Source organism: Janthinobacterium sp. 1L-D-8-B-C4 (assembly GCF_057291295.1).
The window spans coordinates 281,420-301,239 of record NZ_JBXAVX010000005.1; the positions used below are offsets into that span (position 1 = coordinate 281,420).

The window sequence follows — 19,820 nt, forward strand, 5'->3', positions numbered from 1 at the left end:
CAATGGCGCCGTTTTTCATGCCACTTCGGCTGGCGGCTTGGTCACTTAAGTATGCTACCGAACCGACGCGCATGAACATTTTCCCTACATTGATTTAAACATCATGATGAACGGGATCTGTTATGGCACGCGTAAAACCTTTGAAAGTTGTTGGCTGGACGCTGGGCACTCTGCTGGTATTGATTCTTCTGGTCATTATTTTCATCATGACCTTCGACTGGAACCGCGCGCGCCCTTATATCAACCGCAAGGTATCGGAAAGCACGGGCCGCGAATTCGTCATCGGCGGCGACCTGCAAGTCAAATTCCACCAGGGACTCAAGACCGAAGCCGGCTGGCGCCGCTATGTGCCGCGCCCAACCATTACCGCCAATGATGTGCGGATGAGCAATCCGGACTGGGCCACGGCCGGCAAGCAGATGGCCAGCGCGCAGCGCATCGTGGTGTCGACGCATCTGCTGCCCTTGCTCAGCCACCGCGTGGTGCTGACCGACCTGGCGCTGGAAGCGCCACAAATCGCCCTGCAGCGCCGCGCCGACGGCAGCAACAGCTGGACCCTGAAAGACAATGGCCCGTCGGAATGGGACGTGGAAATCCAGCGCATGGCCTTTGCCGCCGGCACCATTCGCTACCTCGACCAGGCCATCGACCTGGACCTGAACGCCAAGGTCAGCTCGACCGCGCCGGACGCCACGCCAAATGATGCTCCGGCAGCTGAAAAGGTCGAAAAATACGGCATCGCCTTTACCCTGGGCGGCACCTACCGCAAGGCGCCAGTGACCGGCGGCGGCAAGGCCGGCGCCGTGCTGTCGCTGACCGGCGACCATACTGTGTACCCGATCCAGGCCAATGCCGTGCTGGGCAAGAACAAGGCCAGCGTCGACGGCACCCTGACCGATCCGCGCTCGCTGTCCGGCATCGATTTGCAGCTGAGCCTGGCAGGCGCCAGCATGGCCGACCTGTATCCGCTGACGGGCGTGCTGCTGCCGGAAACGCCGGAATACGCCACCAAAGGCCGCTTGTTGGGCAAGAAGGAAGGCCAGACCTGGAACTGGACCTATGAAAAATTCAAGGGCAAGGTGGGCCAGAGCGATCTGGCCGGCACCCTGCAATACCTGCCGCGCAAGCCGCGCCCATTGCTGCGCGGCGAACTGACCTCGCAGCAACTGCGCCTGGAAGACCTGGGCCCGACCATCGGCGCCGAAAGCAACGCCAAGAAACAGGCACGCGGCAAGGCCGCCAACCAGCCGGCCGGCAAGGCCCTGCCGGTGGAACAGTTCAACACCGCCAAGTGGGATGCATTGGATGCCGACGTAAAATTCACCGGCAAGAAACTGGTGCGTACGCACGACATTCCGTTCAACGATATCGTCGCGGAAATCCACATGAAGGATAAAGTGCTGAGCCTGACGCCGCTGAACTTCGGCATGGCCGGTGGCGACATCACCTCCAACATCACGCTCGATGGCCGCCAGAAAAACATCGCTGCGCAAGCCAAGGTGGCGGCGCGCCATCTGAAGATCCGTGAGCTGTTCCCGAAACTGCAATCGATGCAGGCCAGCTTCGGCGAAGTCTATGCCGACGCGGCCCTGACCGGCCACGGCAATTCGGTCTCGGCCATGCTGGCCAGCGCCAACGGCGAGCTGGCGGCCACCGTCAGCGAAGGCTCGGTCAGCCAGTTCATCCTGGAACTGGCCGGCCTGAACCTGGCCAACGCTGTGTTCGTGAAAGTGTTTGGCGACAAACAGGTGCAGCTGAACTGCCTGGCCAGCGATTTCAACGTCAAGAACGGCGTGGCCGACGTGCGCCGCTTCGTGCTCGATACCGACAACGCTGTTGTCAACGTGACCGGCAACGTCAGCCTGGCCAGCGAAACGCTCGATCTCGATATCCGCCCGAAAACCAAGGGCGCCCGCATCTTCTCGCTGCGCACTCCGCTGTACGCCAAAGGCACCTTCAAGGAGCCGAAAGTCGGCCCGCAAAAAGGCCCGCTGGCCCTGAAAGCAGGCGCCGCCGTGGCGCTGGCCACCGTGGTCGCCCCAGTCGCCGCCCTGCTGCCCCTGATCAATGTCGACCGCGCACCCGATACCGACTGCGCCGCCGTGATGGCAGAAGCGAAAGCCGTGCGCAAGTCGGCAAAGTCGCCAGCGACCAATGCGCCGGCAAAAAAAGTCACGGAAGCGGAAATCAAGAAGGCGCAGCAGGAGAAAAAATAAACCACGCGCCGATTTGATCGCGCCGCTTGAAACAGCGCCCGTCACCTGCTGTAATGAGCAAAGCAGGTGACGGGGTGTGGCTCAGCCTGGTAGAGCGCTGCGTTCGGGACGCAGAGGCCGGAGGTTCGAATCCTCTCACCCCGACCAGATTTCTTTTTTTCAAATCAAGAACTTAGAAAAGCCACAGCTACCGGGCTTTGTCATTTTTGGCCCGTTAGTGGCAAATGAGCATAGCTGTTCGGTGTTTCCACTTCTAGTATCTGCTCACCCGCGTGGCAGACACCCGCGACGCCATCAACCACTGCGCCAGGAATAAAAATCCGGCTGATAGCGCAGAGGCAAATATTGCCAGTCAATAAGATCGCATCAGCCTGCGCGAACCAAAATACAGCCGTGAGGACAGGTGTGCCATGACTCACCGTGGCCCGCCGTTCGCCAGCATGACGGCAGTAAGCTGATCCCATAAATGCCCCGGGGAAAACTAATGGTGATATTGTCCAAAAACAAGATGGGTTCGGAATTGGCAAAGCAAAATAGCATCTCGGCATAGACAATCCGTACGCCTGCAGCTTGGCCTGGTTAGCAGCCTCATCAGGGTAGAGTTGAGGGGCTGGCCGCGCAAAGGTACGCCGATTTGACCAACTAACGGCCCTCGTCTTGTTTGGGCAATGGAAATCAATATGCCGCATGAATACGTCGCCGCGCGTACCGCTCTGGTATTGGAAACGAATAACCTGCGCGGCGGCGCCGGCCTGGATGCGGCCGGCGCCAGCCTGCTGCATGTGATCGGCCTGCTGGCGCAACAGAGCGTAACATTGAGCGCACTCGCACAAGTGGTCGTCACGCACGACGGTTTGTGCGAGCGCATTCGCACAAGCGCGGAGCGCCTGGCAGGCCGCAGCATCGACTTCGTGCGGATCAATGCCAGCACCGGCTACTACCAGGCCAAGAACGACGGTTTCGACGCCGTCCATGCCGACCACTGCGACTACGTCTGCTTCGCAGATGCCGACTGCAAGCCTGAACAAGACTGGCTTGAACAGCTGATAGCGCCGCTGACGGACGCAGCGCCACCGGCAGTGGTGGCCGGCCGCACCAGCTACGCCGCCACTGTGGCAGGCACCGCCCTGACCACGATTGACTTCATGTACTTCCCCAGCCGGCTGCAAGCTCGCGCGACCCGCAACTTCTATGCCAACAACGTGGTGTTCTTGCGCGAGGTGTTCGCGCAGCACCGCTATCAACCACTCGACGGCGTATTCCGCGCGCACTGTCAGGTGCTGGGCCTGCGCCTCCAAGCCGCGGGCGTGGCTCTGCACTACGCGGCGCGGGCGCACACCGAGCACAAACTACCAGATACCCGCTTCGAGCTGCTCAAATTACGCTGGCTACGCGGACAGGACACGGTCGGCCTGACGCCCCACCTGGTGCGCACCTATCTGCCAAGGTCCATGCAATGGCTGGGTCATAGCGGCCCTGTCGGACCGCTCTGCGTGCTGACGGCGCGGCTATGGTACAGCCTGCACGCACTCAACCATCAGGATGCAGCGCCGGTGCGCGGCGTGCGCTGGGTGTCGGCCGTCGCCCTGATCGGGATTTTTTCCGGGCTGGACATGCTTGGCGCACTGTGCCGGGGCCTGGGTATCCGCAGCGCTGCCGCCGAGGGCGCCGACGCACAATCGCTGTCCTACCATGAACGCTAACCGCGGGAAACCCTACCATGACCCTGTACCGTACCTACACCACTTTGCAATGGGTAGCCCTGAGCGCGCTGGCACTGAGCGGTAGCGCCCGCGCCACTAACCTGGAGGGGCGTGGCGTTCACTATTTTGCATCAACCAGCGGCTGCCCACTACCCGAGGTGAGCATGCGCGTCGAGATGTGCAACCGCATCGGCCTCGACGACCAGGACACCACGGCAGCAGTCGACACCAACTTGCACCAGATCCACTTCAACAACGCCCGCAGCTATGACAAAAAGACCATCGTCGGCGACGTTCTGTTGCAGGGATCGGCACTGGACGGAACGGGCCGCCGAGTACCGGTCAGCGTCCATCTGATACTGAGCAAATCCGGAGACGGCTGGTCAGTCAGCAGCCATGTGCATGCACCGGTCAAGGGAGCGTTCAGCGCGGTACGCATCGACCCCTATCTGGTGGACGTGCCGGCAGCAAGTGGACGACATGTGCTGGTATCGTTCGAGCAAGCCACAAAGCTGGTGTCAGATCCCGCCCTGGCCGCGCGTCTGTCCAGCCACCTGGTGCAGGTACGTGACAACCGCGGCGCGAACACAGGCGATCCTGACATCACCATCGCGCTCGGTGCAGGCAAGGTAGCCAAGCCGGTGATGCGCGCACGGCTGCACAGCGATCCGCCAAGCGCCGGCAACGCCGGCGGCCTGCTGGCACACGGCACTTGGTCATTCGAGCTGGAAGCGCTGACCGGCAAAATCCCCGACCACGTGGTCCAGCGCGAACTGTTCCTGTACGGCTTGAGCGACCAGCCGCTGCTCAAGCCGCTGATGAAGCGTGGCTTCGCTGCGCGCGACAAGCTGACCATCGGCGCCGTGCACGGCCAGGGCTACCTGCGTTACGGCGACCGGCAACAGGCTTTTGCCGGGGCCGGCGATGCGGCGGCGGCTTTCCTGCAGCAAAGCTTTATCGGGCTCGTGCTGGGCAATCAGCTGGCGGCGGGCGATGCGCTTGCACGCTAATGGATGGCCGCTGCCGGCTCGCTTGACAGCGCCGCCGCTACGCGGCTTGCCGGCCATTCAGGCGCGCTGCGTCGACGGCATCAAGCGCGCTGCCCTGCGCCAACTGCATGCCAGCGTGGCCGGTGAACGGCTGCTGTTGCGTATCTACCTGATCGGCGAGGAGGCCAGCGAAATAGCGCTGCAGTCTGACCTGCTGGGCCAGCCTCCGGCCTGGCTGGCGCGACAAATGGAAAAGCACTTGGCGGACGAACGGCGTCATGCTTCGCTGTTTGCGGCTGCGCTAACGGCGCGGGGCGGGATAGCGCCGAGGCCTTTGTCCGCGCGGCCCGATGCGCTCACCCTGCGCAAGATCGCGCAATGGCGCACACTCGCGCATCGCTACGGCACCAGCTTTTCCGCAGGCAACCTCATCCCGGCGTTCGCTATCGGCTTGTGCGCAGAACAGACGTTCACCCGCGTTCTGCGGCGACATTGCGCGCTGATTGGGGCGGTTCATCCGCTATATCCCCTGTTGGTTGGCGTGCTGAGCGATGAAGACCGCCACGTTCGCTTGTGCCAGCATACGCTGGCGCGTCTGGTGCTGCCGTCCGAACACAGGAGCCTGGCATCGCTGCTCGATGAGATTCGCGCCATCGACCGTGCCTGGGGTGTATCCGGCGCACTCATCATGTATCTGGCCGGCGCCGCGTTGCGGCTGTGGCCCGCACGTCCATGAACACCATCAAGGTGACCTATCTGGCAACGGCCGACGCCCGCGGCCACCTGATGCGCGCACAACTGCTCACGCATGCGTTGCGCGAATACGGCGCCGATGTCGATGTACTGACCACATCGGACGAAGGGGTCGCTTTCCTGGCCGGCTTCGGCATCACTGCCCACGTGCTGTCGCACCACTACGCAGTCCAGTTCGATACCCGGCAAAATATGCTGCCCGCAGAAACCGACACAAATATCGCCAACTATCTGTTCCGACCATCGCGGATGTACCGTGACATCATGCAACTACGCGTCGCTCTGCGCAGCGCGGACTTGATCATCAACGACTCCTTTCATCCGGCATTGCTGTTCATGGGCTGCATGCCGGCATGGCGGGGCAAGGTGGTACACGTCTATGGCGCCAGCTTGCGGCAGGCGGTCCAAAACAATTTTTCCGGGCGACTGCCAGCTATCCTGTCACGCCTGTTCCATCGCATCGTCGGATGGCAAATCAACGCCAGCTTGGCGCGCATTGAGCACGACTTCAGCTACGAGGCGACTTGCGACGGCGCCACATTCCGCCTGCCGACTCCGGTCGTTGTGGCCGCACTGTTTGACGCCGCAGTGCCGCGCGCGCAGGCGCGCGCAGCTGTCTACCTCAATCCCCATTTCCGCGACCCCTGCCTGGCCGATGGCGTCGAAACCGGCTTGGGCCTCGCCGGCATGCACGCAACGCTGGTCGGCGAGGGCTATGCCGGACGCGCGCGATGGAAAGCGCAGGACACCGACTGGGTGTGGCAAGCTGCCGCCAGCAACCTGATCGTCTCGGCACCCGGCATGGCGGCGTTGTCGGTGGCGCTGGTCTACGGTCGACCCATCGTGCTAGTGCTAACCGAGCAGCCGGAGCAGAAAATCAACGCAGCACGCGCGGCGGCGCTGGGGCTGGCACATCGCATCGTCGTCTGGCGCGGCGACGCGGCAACGTTCGCCCAAGATCTGTGCAGCGCGTGCGCCGATCTGCTACAAAGCGCCCCTGCCTTGCCTGCGCCCGACGGCCGCGCAGTAGCCAGCGCACGCCTGCAGAGCTGGGTAGCAGTGCTGTACGAGCTGGCCGCGCGGTCTGTCCAAAGATGAGGTATCTATCATGAGGCCCCCTTTACCGGCGCATCTCACAACGATCAGCAATCCGCGCGCACTACTCGCCGTCGCACTTGACTGGGCGCTGATTGCTGCCTGCTTCGTCGCGGCTATGCGCTTTCCCTATCCGCTGGTGTTCCTGCTGAGCGCGATCCTGATCGCCCGCACCCAGCTCGCGCTAGCCGTGCTGATGCATGAAAGCGCTCACGGCACCCTGCTGTCGCATCGGAGACTGAACGACATAGCAGGCCAACTGTTCGCGGCAGCGCCACTGCTGCTGATGATGGACTTCTATTGCAACGGGCACTTGCAGCATCACCGCGCGCCGATGGCGGCAGACGATCCGGTCGCCACCATATTCGGCATCGGCGACTACCCTGTGACGCGCAGGGAATTGGTGTGGCGTTTGTTCAAAGATGCCACCGGCATTGGTTACTTCCTCAGCGTGCGCAATCTGTTGCGCACCAGGCAGCGTGGCCGCAATCCGCACAAGGCTGCCGGCCACAGCAAGGGGTTCTACGCCATCGCCAGCATCATTGCGGTCCAGGGCGTGATGATCGGCCTGCTCGCGGCGGCGGGACATGCAGCGCTGTATTTCGGGCTTTGGATATTGCCAGCGCTGACCTTGCTACCGCTGTTCGGTCGCATACGCGCGATCACCGAGCATGCCGGCTACAGGGCGTCGGAAGATCAGCGATTCAGTGCGCGTACCGTCGTACGGCGCAGTTGGCAAACTTTTTTTGTCGGACCACATCGAATCCATTACCATATCGAACATCATGAATATCCACGCGTCCCCTTCTATCGCCTGCAGCAGGTGCATGCACTAATGGCGCAACAAGGCCGCCTGCCGGCGGCCAACTTGTATCGATCGTACGGACAGGTGCTGAGAGACGTCAGCCAACTCAAGAAAACGGCTGAACACTGACCGCATGCTTTGCGTTCGTACACGATCAATTGCTGAGCTAACTGTTGATTCAATCAGGGATATCCTGACGATGGAGGCGCGCCACGTGAGATTGCCGCGACCCGACCATGTCGGCGCATCTGACGTCTTTGCTTTTCAACTTATAAGCCGTACTCATTATTCGGGACGCAGAAGCCGGAGGTTCAAATCCTCTCACCCAGACCAGAATTATCCTTAAATTCAAGTGGTTAGGCCGGTATTTCTAGCCAGAAATTACTACCTTATTCTGTGTCTTATTTTAATTAGGCTCCCATGTCTGATTCCTTTGATATCGGCGCAATGCTCACAAAAAGATTCGGCTCCGACATTTCAACGAAACATAACCGTATATTCAAAGCGAGCTAACTCATGGAAGCAGCCGAAATTGCAATTTGTTTCGTAGCGTCGCTAGGAATGAAGCCATCTTCTGACGATTGGGCCCTTGAGTTCACTATTAGTACTGTTCCGATGAGCTACTGGTTCTATCAGCGGAAAAGACTTCAGCCAAGTGACGTAAAGCTATCGCTCAGGATCCCGTCCTGGGGGCTATGGGTCGTCAACTTGTTTCGCCACGATAGCGAGTATCACGTGCAATGGCGAGCGGAGATTGACGTGCAAATTGAAGCACAACAGATCAAATTTCATAGGTTGTTGAAATGGCCCGAACTGGCAAATGTGGAAGGCTTCCCAAGTCTGGTCAAGGAGATCGAGGCGGTATTAGGTATTCAGTTCATTCCAGATGTTGACGTAGGTGCCCGGTACATCAACCTGAGCGCAGGAAAATTTGACGACGAAAAACTAACCGGATGGTTAGCTCCATGTGCAGATAGCTGGGGTCGATATATGAAGGACTCGGAAAATGCATTAACAACAATGCACAAGCGTAATATACACGATATAAAATGACCTTGACCGATGAAATGGCAGGCGCATTCCCAGCGCAGAACCCGCTGCCACAACTGTTGCTGCAGCCCCTACAATCATGGAAAATCATGGCTGCGTCCAGACCCGCCACGACGGGGGCCGATATATGGCCATGCTGAGTCTTTTACTCGGACGAATTAGAAATAACAAGACGACATACTTGCTCGGGCTATTCGTCGGTTTTCTGCCGATTTTAACGATTTCCCTGCTCGCCTTTGATACGCCAGAAACAGTTGTGCAGGTATTTTCTGACATCTCCATAGCCGCGTTAGATGACAGATTCATGAAGGCCCCGCTTGCATCCCTCACTCTAGCTGTATTTCTTTGGGCAACGTTCAAACTGCACAAATCGAACAGAATCACACCAGGTGATCAGTGCTTACTGGTCGTGATCGCAACACTTATTGCTGTGATACGGTTTTCGATATTCATGCATCAGCTAGGTGAAGCACTTAAAAAAATAGGCTGGTGATGGCCTAAGCCGAGACGGTGACAGCTTGCTCGTGGCGGTCATGAACAATTCTCCTTTCCTTCGTCGACGATAATGCAGTAATCAGCCTTTTTTTGATCTGTAGCGGTATCATTATTGCTTGAGGCTGGCCCCAGCATTATATAAATGTGCTGCGCGACATTACGTTGACCGCCCGCATACCATTCTTATACATTGCAGTTAAGCAAGGTTCATCAAATCACTTTGCTCGCTACTAAATCCCCGCTAACATGAGCCCAGCCCTTACTGGAACCCTGTCATGACCATCCGCCTGACGCTGTCGAAGCTGCTGTTTTTCAGTCTGTTTTGCTCGGCAGCCAATGCCGCCGACTGCCTGAAATATGAACCCGAGGTCGTCGCTTTGAACGGCACCCTGCATCGGGCAACGTTTCCCGGCCGCCCGAACTTCGAAAGCATCGCCGACGGCGACGAAGCTGAAACCGGCTTTTACCTTACGCTCAAGCAGACTATCTGCACTCAGGGCGATGGCGGCCCGGAGCGTGAGCCGCACAAGGGCGTGCGTGAAATTCAACTAGTGCTGACGCCGGTACAGTACGCCACATTAAGACCGCAACTGGGCCAGCAAGTCCAGTTGCGCGGCCAGATGTTTTCAAGTTTTACCGGCCATCATCACGCCGACGTATTGCTGCGGGTAGCGCAGTAGTGGCCTCAGACCCGCTGCAATCGCGGCGCGACCTTGCCAGTTTGCGAAGCGGCAAACAGGGCCACGCGCGCCTGCTCATGGCGTTCAATCAACGCTGCATCAGCCACCGATGGCAAGGTCAGGCTTTCACCCTTGTCGAGGCCGAACAGGGCTGCGTCGACCATGGCATCGGCCGCCATCACGGTCTCGGGCGCCAGCGCCGCCAGTGGCACGCCGGACCCATCCCACAGCTCGGTGGCGGTAGCAGCTGGCAATACCGCCTGGACCTTCACGCCGGTGCCTTCCAGTTCCTGCTCCAGGCCGCGCGTAAAGGCCACCACGAAGGACTTGGTGCCGCTGTAGACGGCGCTGATCGGCAAGGTATGCAGTCCCAGCACCGAAGCGATATTGATGATGGTGCCCTGCTTGCGCTCTTTAAAGCCAGGCAAGACCGCGTGCGTGAGGCGGCTCAAGGCCGTGATGTTCAGCGCCAGCTGCGACGCCAGGTCCTGCCCGGTGCTGGCGGCAAACGGCATCAGGCGTGCAGTTCCAGCGTTATTGACCAGCACGCTGATTGCCGGGTCGCTGGCCAGCAATTGCACCACGCTGTCCTGCCCGGCTTCGGTGGCCAGGTCGGCGACCAGCGTACGCACTTGCACGCCATGTGCGGCGGCAATGGTGTCTGCCAGCGCTTGCAGGCGGTCGGCGCGGCGGGCAACCAGTACCAGGTCATGGCCGCGCTGGGCAAGTCGGTCGGCGTAAATGGCGCCGATGCCAGACGAGGCGCCGGTAATGACAGCGATATTGCGTGTAGTGTGGGACATGGTTGCTTCCTTGGTGGTTGAACGGCGCGAAGGCGCCGCCGGGTTATTGAATATGATGATCGTCATATTCCTGTGCAAAAAAAAAGCGCCGGCATGCATCACTCGGCACTTGGCGAAAATTGTTTCATGGTCGCGGCGCACAAGGCGGCTGACAGTTTTGGGTCATCCACCGCCCGCGCCAGCATGGTGGTGCCGATCAGCGCACACAGCAGGGCCATTGCCTCTTCGTGGGCGCGTGCATCGCCCCAGTCGGGCATCTGGCGCGCCAGCAGGTCGATCATTTCCTTGATATGCAAGGTCGCAGCTTGGCGTACTTCGGGCGCCTGGCGCGGCATCTCGCAGGCCAGCGCCGATACCGGGCAACCCGTTTCAATCGCGGCGATATGCTGGGGCGACAGATACGCTTCCATAATGGCGCGCACCGACTGCCCCGGCGGCGCGGCAGCAGCCACGCGCGAGGCGAGCGCTACCGACTCGGCACCGGCGCGGTCGCCCGCCTCGGTCAGCAAGGCGTCACGCGAGGCAAAGTGCGCGTAGAAGCCGCCGTGTGTCAGGCCCGCTTCTTTCATGATGTCGGCCACGCCGGTGCCATCGTAGCCGCTGCGGCGAATCGCGCGCGAAGCCACTTCGACGATGCGTTCGTGAGTGGCTTCCTTGCGGCTGGCAGCGGGACGTTTTGATGATTTATTCTGCATGACAACCATCATATATCATTTTTATGATGGCTGCACGCGACGCCAGCATCCGCAGCGAGCTATGCAGGGTGAGCGTGCGCCTGCCATTCGATGACCGGGCTCGCATAGTCGTCATCGCTGACTTTCTCCAGCCACACCACGTTGACACCATCGAGCGCTTCCTGGATCGCCATATGCGTCATGGCTGTGGTAGCCGTGGCGCCGTGCCAGTGCTTGTGGCCGGGCGGGCACCAGATCACGTCGCCGGCGCGGATTTCCACCTTGGCTTCGCCTTCGCACTGGGTCCAGCCGCAGCCCGACGTGACGATCAGGGTCTGGCCCAGCGGATGCGTATGCCAGGCCGAGCGCGCGCCCGGCTCGAAGGTGACGCTGGCCACAGAAACGCGCGACGGCGCGGGGGCGGCGTTGAGCATGTCGATGCGCACGGTGCCGGTGAAAAACTGCTCGGGTCCTTTGCTTGACGGTTGCGAGCCGACTCGTTTGAGTTGCATGGCGATTCCTTGAACGTGGTGAGTGATGCAGGCACTATAGGCGCGCCGCGCTCATGAGCATACCCGTGCATGAATCAATAACGACATGAGCTGCCGTCATGAATGCTGGCCTTACACGCGCAGCGCGTCCAGCACCACCGTGAACGCCAACGACGGTTGCCGGCGGCTTGAATAGTACAGATGGTAGCCGGGAAAGGTCGGGCTCCAGTCCTGCAAGACCGGCAGCAAACGCCCTGCTTCGACATGCGCGGCCACCAGGTCTTCCGGCACGTAGGCCAGGCCATGGCCTTCCAGCGCAGCCTGCACTTTTTGCGGCGTGGTATTGAAAATGCACTGGCCATCGACGCGCACGTCCAGCCGCTGGCCCTCCTTGATGAATTCCCAGGACGACAGATTGTCATAGGTCGGCAGGCGCAGATTGATGCAGCGGTGCGCAGCCAGGTCGTGCGGCACGCGTGGCGCCGTGCACTGCGCCAGGTAAGCCGGCGAGCCGACCACCACCATGCGCAAGTCTTCCGAGATGCGCACGGCAATCATGTCCTGCGCCACCTGGTCGCCCAGGCGCACGCCGGCGTCATAGCGCTGCGCCACGATATCGATCAGGCCGTACTCGATATTGAGCTCCAGCTTGAGGTCGGGATAGCGCGCCAGCAGCGGCGAAATCTTCGGCCACACGACCGTGCTGGCGGCATGGTCGTGGGTCGTGATGCGTATCGTGCCGGCCGGCTTTTCACGCGTTTCCGTCAGGCGCGTGACGCTGGCCGCAATGCCCTCGTAGTGCGACTCGATCGACGCAAACAGGCGCTCGCCCGCCTCGGTCGGCGACACGCCGCGCGTGCTGCGCGACAGCAGCCGTACTTTCAACTGCGTTTTGAGCCGGCGGATGGTGTGGCTGAGCGCCGATTGCGACACCCCCAGCTGCAGCGCGGCGCGCGTAAAACTGCGCTCGCGCGCGACCATCACAAACGCCTGCAGGTAGTTGAAATCGATTTTATCCATGACGGTGACGGCCCCTTGATTGCGTTGCGACGCTGCCCTGCATCGGATCGATAAAGACACGCGACTTCGGCGTGACGGAATATAGCGCGCAACGAGCGAGCGTGGCAATTGACACGCTCACTGCGGTGAACATCAAGACGGCGCAACAGGAAATGAATCGAACCTTGACGCGGCGGCTTGAAACGATACCCTTCGCCGGTTGTAATGGGTTCAGCCTGCAAGAAGGCCACAATCGACATCACGCACCGCTCTTTTCGACGGGCTACGTCGATCACATGATTGGGCAAACAATCCTCCGGGAAGGCATCAGGACCATGTTCAATCACCCAGCAGGTCACGGCATCAAATTCTATTTTCTGGGGCTACTCATCGGGTTTCTGCCCGTAATGGCTTTTTTCGTGCTTTTTATTGATCGACCGACTGATATGTTGGTGATATTCACAGGTATTTCTTTGCCCAAGTTCAATGACAGGCCGCTGAAACTTCCGCTTGCGCTCCTCGCACTTAGTTTCTTTTTCTGGGCATCGTTCAAGCTGTACAAATCGCGCAGGCTTACGGTCGGCGAGCAATGCGGGCTTGTGTTCATCGCGACACTCATTATGGGGGTCTTATTCTGGATTTTCTTGATACGGTTGCAAAAAGCGATGAGAGGCCTGGGATGGTAAGCAGTGCTACCAAATCCATCCTTGCCGTTCACTCATTCCCCACTTACACCAGCCCGGTCAGATAATACGTCGCAATCACCACAAACACGATCGCCGTCTTGATGACGGTAATGCCAAAAATATCGCGATACGACTGCCGGTGCGTCAGCCCCGTCACGGCCAGCAGGGTGATCACGGCGCCGTTGTGCGGCAGGGTGTCCATGCCGCCGCTGGCCATCGCCACCACGCGGTGCATCACTTCGAGCGGGATATGGGCCTGCTGGGCGGCGGCGATAAAGCTGTCGGACATGGCGGCCAGGGCGATGCTCATGCCGCCCGAGGCGGAACCGGTAATGCCGGCCAGGGTGGTGACCGAGACGGCCGCGTTGACCAGCGGGTCGGGTACGCTGCGCAGGGCGTCGCGCACCACGATAAAGCCGGGCAGCGCGGCGATCACGCCGCCGAAGCCATATTCGGAAGCGGTATTCATGGCCGCCAGCAACGCGCCGCCGACCGCGCCCTTGGTGCCTTCGGCAAAGCCGTCCTTGGTGCGTTTGAAGGCGGTGGCGCAGACCAGCAAGATACCCAGCAGCAAGGCGCCCTCCACTGCCCAGATGCCGACCACCGCATTGATCGAGGTGGTCACCGGCGCATGCAGGCCCGGCAGTTCGCTGCTGGTGATGACGTGGCTGCTGCCATACCAGAGCGGGATCCAGTGGCTCAGCAAGAAGTTCGCCACGCCGACCAGCACCAGTGGCGCGACCGACAGCAGCGGCGACGGCAGGCTGGCCGGGTCGGCCGAGACCACCGGCTGGGTATCGGTGCCATAGCCTTCGCCACTGGCCATCACCGAGCGGCGCCGCCATTCCAGGTAGGCCAGGCCGGCGGCTACCGTGAGCACGGCGCCGATGGTGCCCAGCCACGGTGCGGCCCAGCCGGTGGTGTGGAAGAAGGTGGTGGGGATGATGTTCTGGATCTGCGGCGTGCCGGGCAAGGTATCCATGGTGAAGCTAAATGCGCCCAGCGCGATGGCGCCCGGCATCAGGCGCTTGGGGATATTGCTCTGGCGGTACAGCTCTGCGGCGAACGGGTACACCGCAAACACCACCACGAACAGCGACACGCCGCCATAGGTCAGCGCGCCACAGACAGCCACGATCACGGCATTGGCGCGCGAGCGGCCGATATAGCGGATCGCCGCCACCACGATGGACTGCGAAAAGCCGGACATTTCGATCAGCTTGCCGAACACCGCCCCCAGCAGAAAGACGGGAAAATACAGCTTGATGAAACCCACCATCTTTTCCATGAAGATGCCGCTGAACACGGGCGCCACCGCCGACGCATCGGTCAGCAACACGGCGCCCAGGGCAGCCACGGGGGCAAACAGGATCACGCTGTAGCCGCGATAGGCGGCCAGCATCAGGAAGGCCAGGGCGGCAAGTACGATCAGAAAAGACATGTCGGTCGGACCTTTGGAGGAAGTGATTGATGCATAAGCATGCCAAAAATATCACGATATGAATCAATTTCCTATCGGCAATGTCAATTTATGCGCGCTTGCCACTTTTTTTCACGCTGGACGCCAGGTTTTGCGCGCCTGATGCGTCTTGCCTGCGTGCGTGAACGCCGGAACTGCGCGTTACGGCCGCACTTCCTTGTACGTTGACGGCTTGAACAGATGACTGATGCCCATCGTCAGTAGCGGGCCGGCCAGCGCCAGGTAGGAACTGTCGACGCCATACGGATTGCCGGCCAGGAACCAGCCTATGGTAGCGAGCACCGACAGGATCACGCCGTACAGGGCGCCGCGCGCGGTGCCAAACTTCGGTGCATAAAACGCCATCAGCACCAGCACGGCCAGGGTGGCGCGCAGGGCCTTGCCGAGGAAGGCGATCATCAGCAGTTTTTCCGCATACAGCGCCAGCACCAGCGGCAGCAGGCCCGCCACCACGATGGCGATGCGCAGGAACATCAGCGACTTCGCATCGGTTTTTGCCTTGTTGAACCATGGGTCATAAAAATCCTTCATCGCCAGCGTGGCAGACGCCAGCGTGGTGGCCGAGATGCCGCCGAACAGCGCGCCGGCCAGGCCGACGATCATCACACTTGCCGAAAAGGCCGGCATGTGGGCGATCAGGGTCGGGAAAGCGTCGATCGACTTCATGCCCGGATACAGCACCGAGCTGCACATGCCGATCAGCGCGGCCATCAGGCCGAACGGAATCATCAGCGACGACACGTAATAGCAGGCGCGCTTGGCGACGGCCGGATTGTCGGTGCTGACCAGCGCCTGGATCACATATTGCGTGGCGAAGATGGAGCCGATGCCACCGATCATCCATGCGACGATCTGGCCCCAGCCGATCGCGGTCCAGTTGAACATGGCCGCCGGCAACTGCGCCTGCAGCTGGCCGATGCCGCCGGTCGCTTCCAGTGCATACGCCAGCGCCAGGATCACGCCCAGGTATTTGACGATGGAGTGAGCGAAGTTGGTGTACACGACGGAACGCATGCCGCCCAGGCTGACATAGATGACGGTGATGGCACCGACCAGCAGGATCGCCACGGTCTTGTTGATGTGCAGCACTGCCGCCAGCACGGCGCCGCCGCTGGCATACAGCGCGACGGCAACGATGCCCAGCGCCACGATGGTCAGTATCGACGCGGCGTAGCGCACCGGCTCGCCATAAGTCTGCGCCAAAATGCCGGAAATCGTCGATTGCCCGCTTTCCTTGTATTTTTTGACCAGCACGATCGCCAGCAGCAGGAATCCCAGCGCCAGCGCCACCAGATTCCACGCTGCCGAAATACCCAGCTCGTAGCCCTTCTGGGCGGTGCCGATGCTGACCGAGCTGCCGATAAATTCCGACAGCAGCAGTGCGCCGATCAGGTAGGCGGGATAATTGCGCCCGCCGGCGGTCATGCCTTCGCTGCTGTTGGCATGCTTGCGCACGCTGTAAGTGATGTAGCTCATGAGGGCGAAATACGCCACCACGACCGCACCGATGATGATCAGTCTGTTTTCCATGTTTCTGCTCCAGTGTGCTGCTTTATTATTATTTTAAGAACGTTAAAAAAAGCCTCCCCCGCCGATGGCGGACCAGTCGCCTTCGGTGCTCGGGGGCAATGCGATTTACTGCGACAAAAATGCGTGCAGCAGCGCGGTAAACTGCTGCGGCTGCTCGACGTTCGAGATATGCGACGCGGCAACGGTCGCCAGGCTGGCGCCGGCGATCTGCTGCTGCAGCCAGCGGGCGTCGTCGAGCGTGGTGACGGGGTCGTGCTCGCCGGCGATGACCAATGTCGGCACCGTGATGGCCGCTACCGCGCTGCGCAGGTCGGCCTGCGCCAGTGCTTCGCAGCAGGCCGCGTAGCCTTGCGCATGCTGGGCCCGCAAGGTAGCGACCATGGCTGCCACGGTGGACGTTTCACGTTCGATGAACGCTGGCGTAAACCAGCGCGCGGCCGCGCCGTCGGCCACCGCGTCCGTGCCATCGCGGCGTACCAGCGCCGCCCTCGCCTGCCATGCTTCGCCGCTGCCGATGCGCGCCGCCGTATTGGCCAGCACCAGCTTTGTCAGGCGCTGCGGATGATGAATGGCCAGCCATTGCCCCACCAGCCCACCCATCGAGATGCCGCAGAAGGCCGCGCGTTCGATCTGCAGATGTTCCAGCAGTGCGATCACGTCACGCCCCAGCCGGTCGATACCGAACGGCGCCTCGCCGCTGCCGGACTGCCCATGGCCGCGCGTATCGTGGCGCACCACAAAAAAGTCCTTGGCCAGCGCCTCGGCCTGCGCGTCCCACATTGAAAGGTCCGTGCCCAGCGAATTGCACAGCACCAGGCAAGGCCGTGTACGGTTTCCATCCGTGCGGTAATACAGGGAAGTTCCGCCGATGATCAAAGGCTGCTGCATGGATTCTCCTTAGGCCGTCGCGCGTGGGCGCTCGACCAGCGCCGTCGGCAGCGTGGCGCTGTCGCGGCTCAGGTGGAAATCGAAGTCGATCGAGGCGTACGGCTGATCGAGCTGCAGCGCATCGAGTCTGGCTGGATCGTTGACGCGGGTGATCGGTGGCACCAGGCCATCGCGGGTGGCAAACGCAAAGTCGTCCCACAGATAATCGTCGCCATCGATATTGATCTGCGTGGTCAGCTTGCGGTGGCCATCGGCGCTGATAAAGAAATGGATATGCGCCGGGCGCTGGCCATGGCGGCCCAGCAAGTTGAGCAAGTGCTGCGTGGTGCCGTCCGGTGGGCAGCCGTAGCCGACCGGCAGGATGCTGCGGAACTGGTAGCGGCCGTTTTCATCGGCGATGATGGTACGGCGCAGATTGAAGTGCGACTGGCTCTGGTCGAAGAACGAGTAATTGCCCATCAGGTTCGCATGCCACACTTCCACCTGCGCGCCAGGCGCGGGTTTTCCGTCGGCGTCAAACACGGTGCCTTGCATGAGCAGCACTTCGGCACGCTCGCTTTCGCTGCCGTCGTCGAGGCGCGCAAAGCCGGTGCTTTCCGGCGCGCCGGCCACATACAGCGGGCCTTCGATGGTACGCGGCGTGGCGCCCGAAAGACCGGCTTTGGCTTCGGCTTCATCGGCGCGCAGGTCGAGGAAATGTTCGAGCCCCAGCCCGGCTGCCAGCAATCCCAGTTCGCTCGATGCGCCAGCCGCCGCCATATAGGAAATGCCGCTCCATACTTCATTCGGCGTCAGGTCCAGGTCTTCGATGGTCTTGCACAGGTCACCCAGCAGGCGCACCACCACTTGCTGCACGCGCGGGTTGGCCGGCTTGTCGGCCGCATCCACGATCCACTTCTTGACGAGGGTATCGATTTCGGTATGGTTCATTGCATGTCTCCTTCTGTTGTGAACAGCAGTTGCGGGGGTATCAGGAATCGTCGTCGCGGATCGACGATGGATGGCGGCACAGCGGCATCACCTCGATCTGCATATACGGGAACAGCGGCAGGGAAGTCAGCAGATTGTGCAGTTCGTCGACGCTGGCCACGTCAAAAATGCTGACGTTGGCGTACTGGCCGGCGATGCGCCACAGGTGGCGCCATTTGCCCTCCTGCTGCAGGCGCTGCGCCAGTTCTCTTTCGGTCTGTTTGAGTTGCGCGGCCTGCTCGGCCGGCATGCTGACAGGCAGGTTCACGTTCATGCGTACATGGAATAACATCGGTTTCTCCTTATTTGCGCCGCATTGCCTGCAGCTTGTCGGTATCGATCTCTACCCCCAGCCCTGGGCCGGTCGGCACCTGCAGCATGAAGTCGCGGTACACCAGCGGTTCGCGCAGCAGTTCCTGCGTCAGCAGCAAGGGGCCGAACAGTTCGGTGCCCCAGGCCAGTTCGGCAAAGGTGGAACAGACATGGGCGGTGGCGGCGGTGCCGATGCCGCCCTCTAACATGGTGCCGCCATACAGGCCGACCCCGGCCAGGCGCGCCACGGTGGCCACTTCCAGCGCCGGCAGCAGGCCGCCGGACTGGGTGATTTTCACGGCATACACATCCGCCGCGTCGAGGCGCGCCAGCGCCAGTGCATCGTCTGGTCCGTGCAGGGCTTCGTCGGCCATGATGGCCACGTCGAAGCGCTGCTTCAGGCGCGCCAGCGCGCCATGGTTGCCGGCCTTGACGGGCTGTTCGATCAGGTCGACGCCGCCCGCTTCGAGCGCGGCGATGCCACGCACGGCGTCCATCTCGCTCCAGGCCTGGTTGACGTCGACGCGCACGCTGCCCCGCTCGCCCAGCGCCCGCTTGATTTCCAGTACATGGGCCACGTCGTCCATTACGTCGCGCAGGCCGATCTTCAATTTGAAGATGCGGTGACGGCGCAGTTCCAGCATCTGCTCGGCTTCGGCGATGTCCTTGGCGGTATCGCCGCTGGCCAGGGTCCAGGCCACCGGCAGTTCATCGCGCACCCGCCCACCCAGCAATTCGGACAGCGGCACGTTCAGACGCCGCGCCTGGGCGTCCAGCAGCGCGGTCTCGATCGCGCATTTGGCGAAGCGGTTGCCCTGGATCGCCTTGCGGATTTTTGCCATCGCACGCGCCACCTGGTTCGCCTGCATGCCAAGCAGCAGCGGCGCGATATGCGTGTCGATATTGGTCTTGATGCTCTCCGGGCTTTCCTCGCCATAGGCCAGGCCACCGATCGTGGTTGCCTCGCCCCAGCCCTCGACGCCGTCGGCGCAGCGCACGCGCACCAGCACCAGCGTCTGCGTGTTCATGGTGGCCACCGACAGCTTGTGCGGGCGGATGGTCGGCACATCGACCAGGAAGGTCTCGATATTTTGAATCATATTTATTCCGTATAATTCTGTGAAGTCAGCATACGATATGCCCGTGCGGGCGCCCTGTCCAACACCGAGTTGGTATTGAATTCATACCTGAAAGGTATCGAT

General features: G+C 61.1%; 20 protein-coding genes and 1 tRNA gene. 11 read left to right on the top strand and 10 right to left on the bottom strand.

Going from position 1 to position 19,820, the window contains the following annotated elements; translation table 11 throughout:
* Positions 1-122: 122 nt before the first annotated feature.
* The 10 genes from AC0Z42_RS11760 to AC0Z42_RS11805 all read left to right on the top strand — a co-directional run bounded on the left by AC0Z42_RS11760 (position 123) and on the right by AC0Z42_RS11805 (position 9,786).
* The gene (locus AC0Z42_RS11760) at positions 123-2,216 is read left to right on the top strand and encodes an AsmA family protein (protein ID WP_485468399.1); all 2,094 of its coding nucleotides are present in this window, start codon (positions 123-125) and stop codon (positions 2,214-2,216) included.
* 70 nt (positions 2,217-2,286) lie between these two features.
* Positions 2,287-2,363, top strand: a tRNA-Pro gene (locus tag AC0Z42_RS11765).
* A 521-nt stretch (positions 2,364-2,884) separates the two neighbouring features.
* A complete protein-coding gene (locus AC0Z42_RS11770; RefSeq protein WP_485468400.1) occupies positions 2,885-3,919 on the top strand; it encodes a glycosyltransferase family 2 protein in 1,035 nt (344 codons plus the stop codon).
* Between the two features lie 17 nt (positions 3,920-3,936).
* Positions 3,937-4,929 carry a hypothetical protein gene (locus AC0Z42_RS11775; RefSeq protein WP_485468401.1) on the top strand — a complete coding sequence of 331 codons (993 nt, stop codon included), beginning with the start codon at positions 3,937-3,939 and terminating at the stop codon, positions 4,927-4,929.
* A gap of 46 nt (positions 4,930-4,975) precedes the next feature.
* Positions 4,976-5,644, top strand: a complete 669-nt coding sequence (locus AC0Z42_RS11780; RefSeq protein ID WP_485468402.1) for a hypothetical protein — start codon at positions 4,976-4,978, stop codon at positions 5,642-5,644.
* The gene (locus AC0Z42_RS11785; protein ID WP_485468403.1) at positions 5,641-6,759 is read left to right on the top strand and encodes a glycosyltransferase family protein; all 1,119 of its coding nucleotides are present in this window, start codon (positions 5,641-5,643) and stop codon (positions 6,757-6,759) included. Before AC0Z42_RS11780 ends, AC0Z42_RS11785 begins: the two co-directional genes overlap by 4 nt.
* A gap of 10 nt (positions 6,760-6,769) precedes the next feature.
* A complete protein-coding gene (locus tag AC0Z42_RS11790; RefSeq protein ID WP_485468404.1) occupies positions 6,770-7,690 on the top strand; it encodes a fatty acid desaturase family protein in 921 nt (306 codons plus the stop codon).
* 387 nt (positions 7,691-8,077) lie between these two features.
* Complete coding sequence (locus AC0Z42_RS11795) at positions 8,078-8,614, top strand: hypothetical protein (protein WP_485468405.1); 537 nt, start codon at positions 8,078-8,080, stop codon at positions 8,612-8,614.
* A 76-nt stretch (positions 8,615-8,690) separates the two neighbouring features.
* Positions 8,691-9,104, top strand: a complete 414-nt coding sequence (locus AC0Z42_RS11800) for a hypothetical protein (RefSeq protein ID WP_485468406.1) — start codon at positions 8,691-8,693, stop codon at positions 9,102-9,104.
* A 277-nt stretch (positions 9,105-9,381) separates the two neighbouring features.
* Positions 9,382-9,786 carry a DUF4431 domain-containing protein gene (locus AC0Z42_RS11805; RefSeq protein ID WP_485468407.1) on the top strand — a complete coding sequence of 135 codons (405 nt, stop codon included), beginning with the start codon at positions 9,382-9,384 and terminating at the stop codon, positions 9,784-9,786.
* A gap of 5 nt (positions 9,787-9,791) precedes the next feature.
* On the opposite strand, the gene AC0Z42_RS11810 is transcribed toward AC0Z42_RS11805, so the two are convergent.
* From AC0Z42_RS11810 to AC0Z42_RS11825, 4 genes are all read right to left on the bottom strand, one after another.
* Positions 9,792-10,589, bottom strand: coding sequence for an SDR family NAD(P)-dependent oxidoreductase (locus AC0Z42_RS11810; protein WP_485468408.1), 798 nt, complete (start codon positions 10,587-10,589; stop codon positions 9,792-9,794).
* Positions 10,590-10,687: 98 nt separating this feature from the next.
* Positions 10,688-11,296 (bottom strand): TetR/AcrR family transcriptional regulator, encoded by a 609-nt coding sequence (locus tag AC0Z42_RS11815; protein ID WP_485468409.1) that lies wholly within the window; start codon positions 11,294-11,296, stop codon positions 10,688-10,690.
* A 47-nt stretch (positions 11,297-11,343) separates the two neighbouring features.
* Positions 11,344-11,775 carry a (R)-mandelonitrile lyase gene (locus tag AC0Z42_RS11820; RefSeq protein ID WP_485468410.1) on the bottom strand — a complete coding sequence of 144 codons (432 nt, stop codon included), beginning with the start codon at positions 11,773-11,775 and terminating at the stop codon, positions 11,344-11,346.
* A 111-nt stretch (positions 11,776-11,886) separates the two neighbouring features.
* A complete protein-coding gene (locus tag AC0Z42_RS11825) occupies positions 11,887-12,774 on the bottom strand; it encodes a LysR family transcriptional regulator (RefSeq protein WP_485468411.1) in 888 nt (295 codons plus the stop codon).
* 101 nt (positions 12,775-12,875) lie between these two features.
* Here AC0Z42_RS11825 and AC0Z42_RS11830 point away from each other — a divergent pair, with 101 nt between their 5' ends.
* On the top strand, positions 12,876-13,439 hold the full coding sequence (locus AC0Z42_RS11830; protein WP_485468412.1) for a hypothetical protein: 564 nt from the start codon (positions 12,876-12,878) through the stop codon (positions 13,437-13,439).
* A gap of 43 nt (positions 13,440-13,482) precedes the next feature.
* Here AC0Z42_RS11830 and AC0Z42_RS11835 read toward each other — a convergent pair whose 3' ends face one another.
* The 6 genes from AC0Z42_RS11835 to AC0Z42_RS11860 all read right to left on the bottom strand — a co-directional run bounded on the left by AC0Z42_RS11835 (position 13,483) and on the right by AC0Z42_RS11860 (position 19,718).
* Positions 13,483-14,880 (bottom strand): GntP family permease, encoded by a 1,398-nt coding sequence (locus AC0Z42_RS11835; RefSeq protein WP_485468413.1) that lies wholly within the window; start codon positions 14,878-14,880, stop codon positions 13,483-13,485.
* A 180-nt stretch (positions 14,881-15,060) separates the two neighbouring features.
* Positions 15,061-16,449, bottom strand: coding sequence for a sodium:solute symporter family protein (locus tag AC0Z42_RS11840; protein ID WP_485468414.1), 1,389 nt, complete (start codon positions 16,447-16,449; stop codon positions 15,061-15,063).
* Between the two features lie 105 nt (positions 16,450-16,554).
* Positions 16,555-17,337, bottom strand: coding sequence for a 3-oxoadipate enol-lactonase (gene pcaD / locus AC0Z42_RS11845; protein ID WP_485468415.1), 783 nt, complete (start codon positions 17,335-17,337; stop codon positions 16,555-16,557).
* 9 nt (positions 17,338-17,346) lie between these two features.
* On the bottom strand, positions 17,347-18,267 hold the full coding sequence (gene catA, locus AC0Z42_RS11850) for a catechol 1,2-dioxygenase (protein ID WP_485468416.1): 921 nt from the start codon (positions 18,265-18,267) through the stop codon (positions 17,347-17,349).
* A gap of 40 nt (positions 18,268-18,307) precedes the next feature.
* Positions 18,308-18,598, bottom strand: a complete 291-nt coding sequence (catC, locus tag AC0Z42_RS11855; protein WP_485468417.1) for a muconolactone Delta-isomerase — start codon at positions 18,596-18,598, stop codon at positions 18,308-18,310.
* 10 nt (positions 18,599-18,608) lie between these two features.
* On the bottom strand, positions 18,609-19,718 hold the full coding sequence (locus tag AC0Z42_RS11860) for a muconate/chloromuconate family cycloisomerase (protein WP_485468418.1): 1,110 nt from the start codon (positions 19,716-19,718) through the stop codon (positions 18,609-18,611).
* Positions 19,719-19,820: the final 102 nt, after the last annotated feature.

What these genes read in the sequence shown, in the direction of transcription:
- AC0Z42_RS11825 (WP_485468411.1), bottom strand. Translation starts at nt 12,774, where the DNA reads ATGGATAAAATCGATTTCAACTACCTGCAGGCGTTTGTGATGGTCGCG.
- AC0Z42_RS11820 (WP_485468410.1), bottom strand. Translation starts at nt 11,775, where the DNA reads ATGCAACTCAAACGAGTCGGCTCGCAACCGTCAAGCAAAGGACCCGAG.
- AC0Z42_RS11760 (WP_485468399.1), top strand. Translation starts at nt 123, where the DNA reads ATGGCACGCGTAAAACCTTTGAAAGTTGTTGGCTGGACGCTGGGCACT.
- catC (WP_485468417.1), bottom strand. Translation starts at nt 18,598, where the DNA reads ATGTTATTCCATGTACGCATGAACGTGAACCTGCCTGTCAGCATGCCG.
- AC0Z42_RS11860 (WP_485468418.1), bottom strand. Translation starts at nt 19,718, where the DNA reads ATGATTCAAAATATCGAGACCTTCCTGGTCGATGTGCCGACCATCCGC.
- AC0Z42_RS11835 (WP_485468413.1), bottom strand. Translation starts at nt 14,880, where the DNA reads ATGTCTTTTCTGATCGTACTTGCCGCCCTGGCCTTCCTGATGCTGGCC.
- pcaD (WP_485468415.1), bottom strand. Translation starts at nt 17,337, where the DNA reads ATGCAGCAGCCTTTGATCATCGGCGGAACTTCCCTGTATTACCGCACG.
- AC0Z42_RS11770 (WP_485468400.1), top strand. Translation starts at nt 2,885, where the DNA reads ATGGAAATCAATATGCCGCATGAATACGTCGCCGCGCGTACCGCTCTG.
- AC0Z42_RS11795 (WP_485468405.1), top strand. Translation starts at nt 8,078, where the DNA reads ATGGAAGCAGCCGAAATTGCAATTTGTTTCGTAGCGTCGCTAGGAATG.
- AC0Z42_RS11815 (WP_485468409.1), bottom strand. Translation starts at nt 11,296, where the DNA reads ATGATGGTTGTCATGCAGAATAAATCATCAAAACGTCCCGCTGCCAGC.
- AC0Z42_RS11810 (WP_485468408.1), bottom strand. Translation starts at nt 10,589, where the DNA reads ATGTCCCACACTACACGCAATATCGCTGTCATTACCGGCGCCTCGTCT.
- catA (WP_485468416.1), bottom strand. Translation starts at nt 18,267, where the DNA reads ATGAACCATACCGAAATCGATACCCTCGTCAAGAAGTGGATCGTGGAT.
- AC0Z42_RS11805 (WP_485468407.1), top strand. Translation starts at nt 9,382, where the DNA reads ATGACCATCCGCCTGACGCTGTCGAAGCTGCTGTTTTTCAGTCTGTTT.
- AC0Z42_RS11790 (WP_485468404.1), top strand. Translation starts at nt 6,770, where the DNA reads ATGAGGCCCCCTTTACCGGCGCATCTCACAACGATCAGCAATCCGCGC.
- AC0Z42_RS11775 (WP_485468401.1), top strand. Translation starts at nt 3,937, where the DNA reads ATGACCCTGTACCGTACCTACACCACTTTGCAATGGGTAGCCCTGAGC.
- AC0Z42_RS11840 (WP_485468414.1), bottom strand. Translation starts at nt 16,449, where the DNA reads ATGGAAAACAGACTGATCATCATCGGTGCGGTCGTGGTGGCGTATTTC.
- AC0Z42_RS11785 (WP_485468403.1), top strand. Translation starts at nt 5,641, where the DNA reads ATGAACACCATCAAGGTGACCTATCTGGCAACGGCCGACGCCCGCGGC.
- AC0Z42_RS11800 (WP_485468406.1), top strand. Translation starts at nt 8,691, where the DNA reads ATGGAAAATCATGGCTGCGTCCAGACCCGCCACGACGGGGGCCGATAT.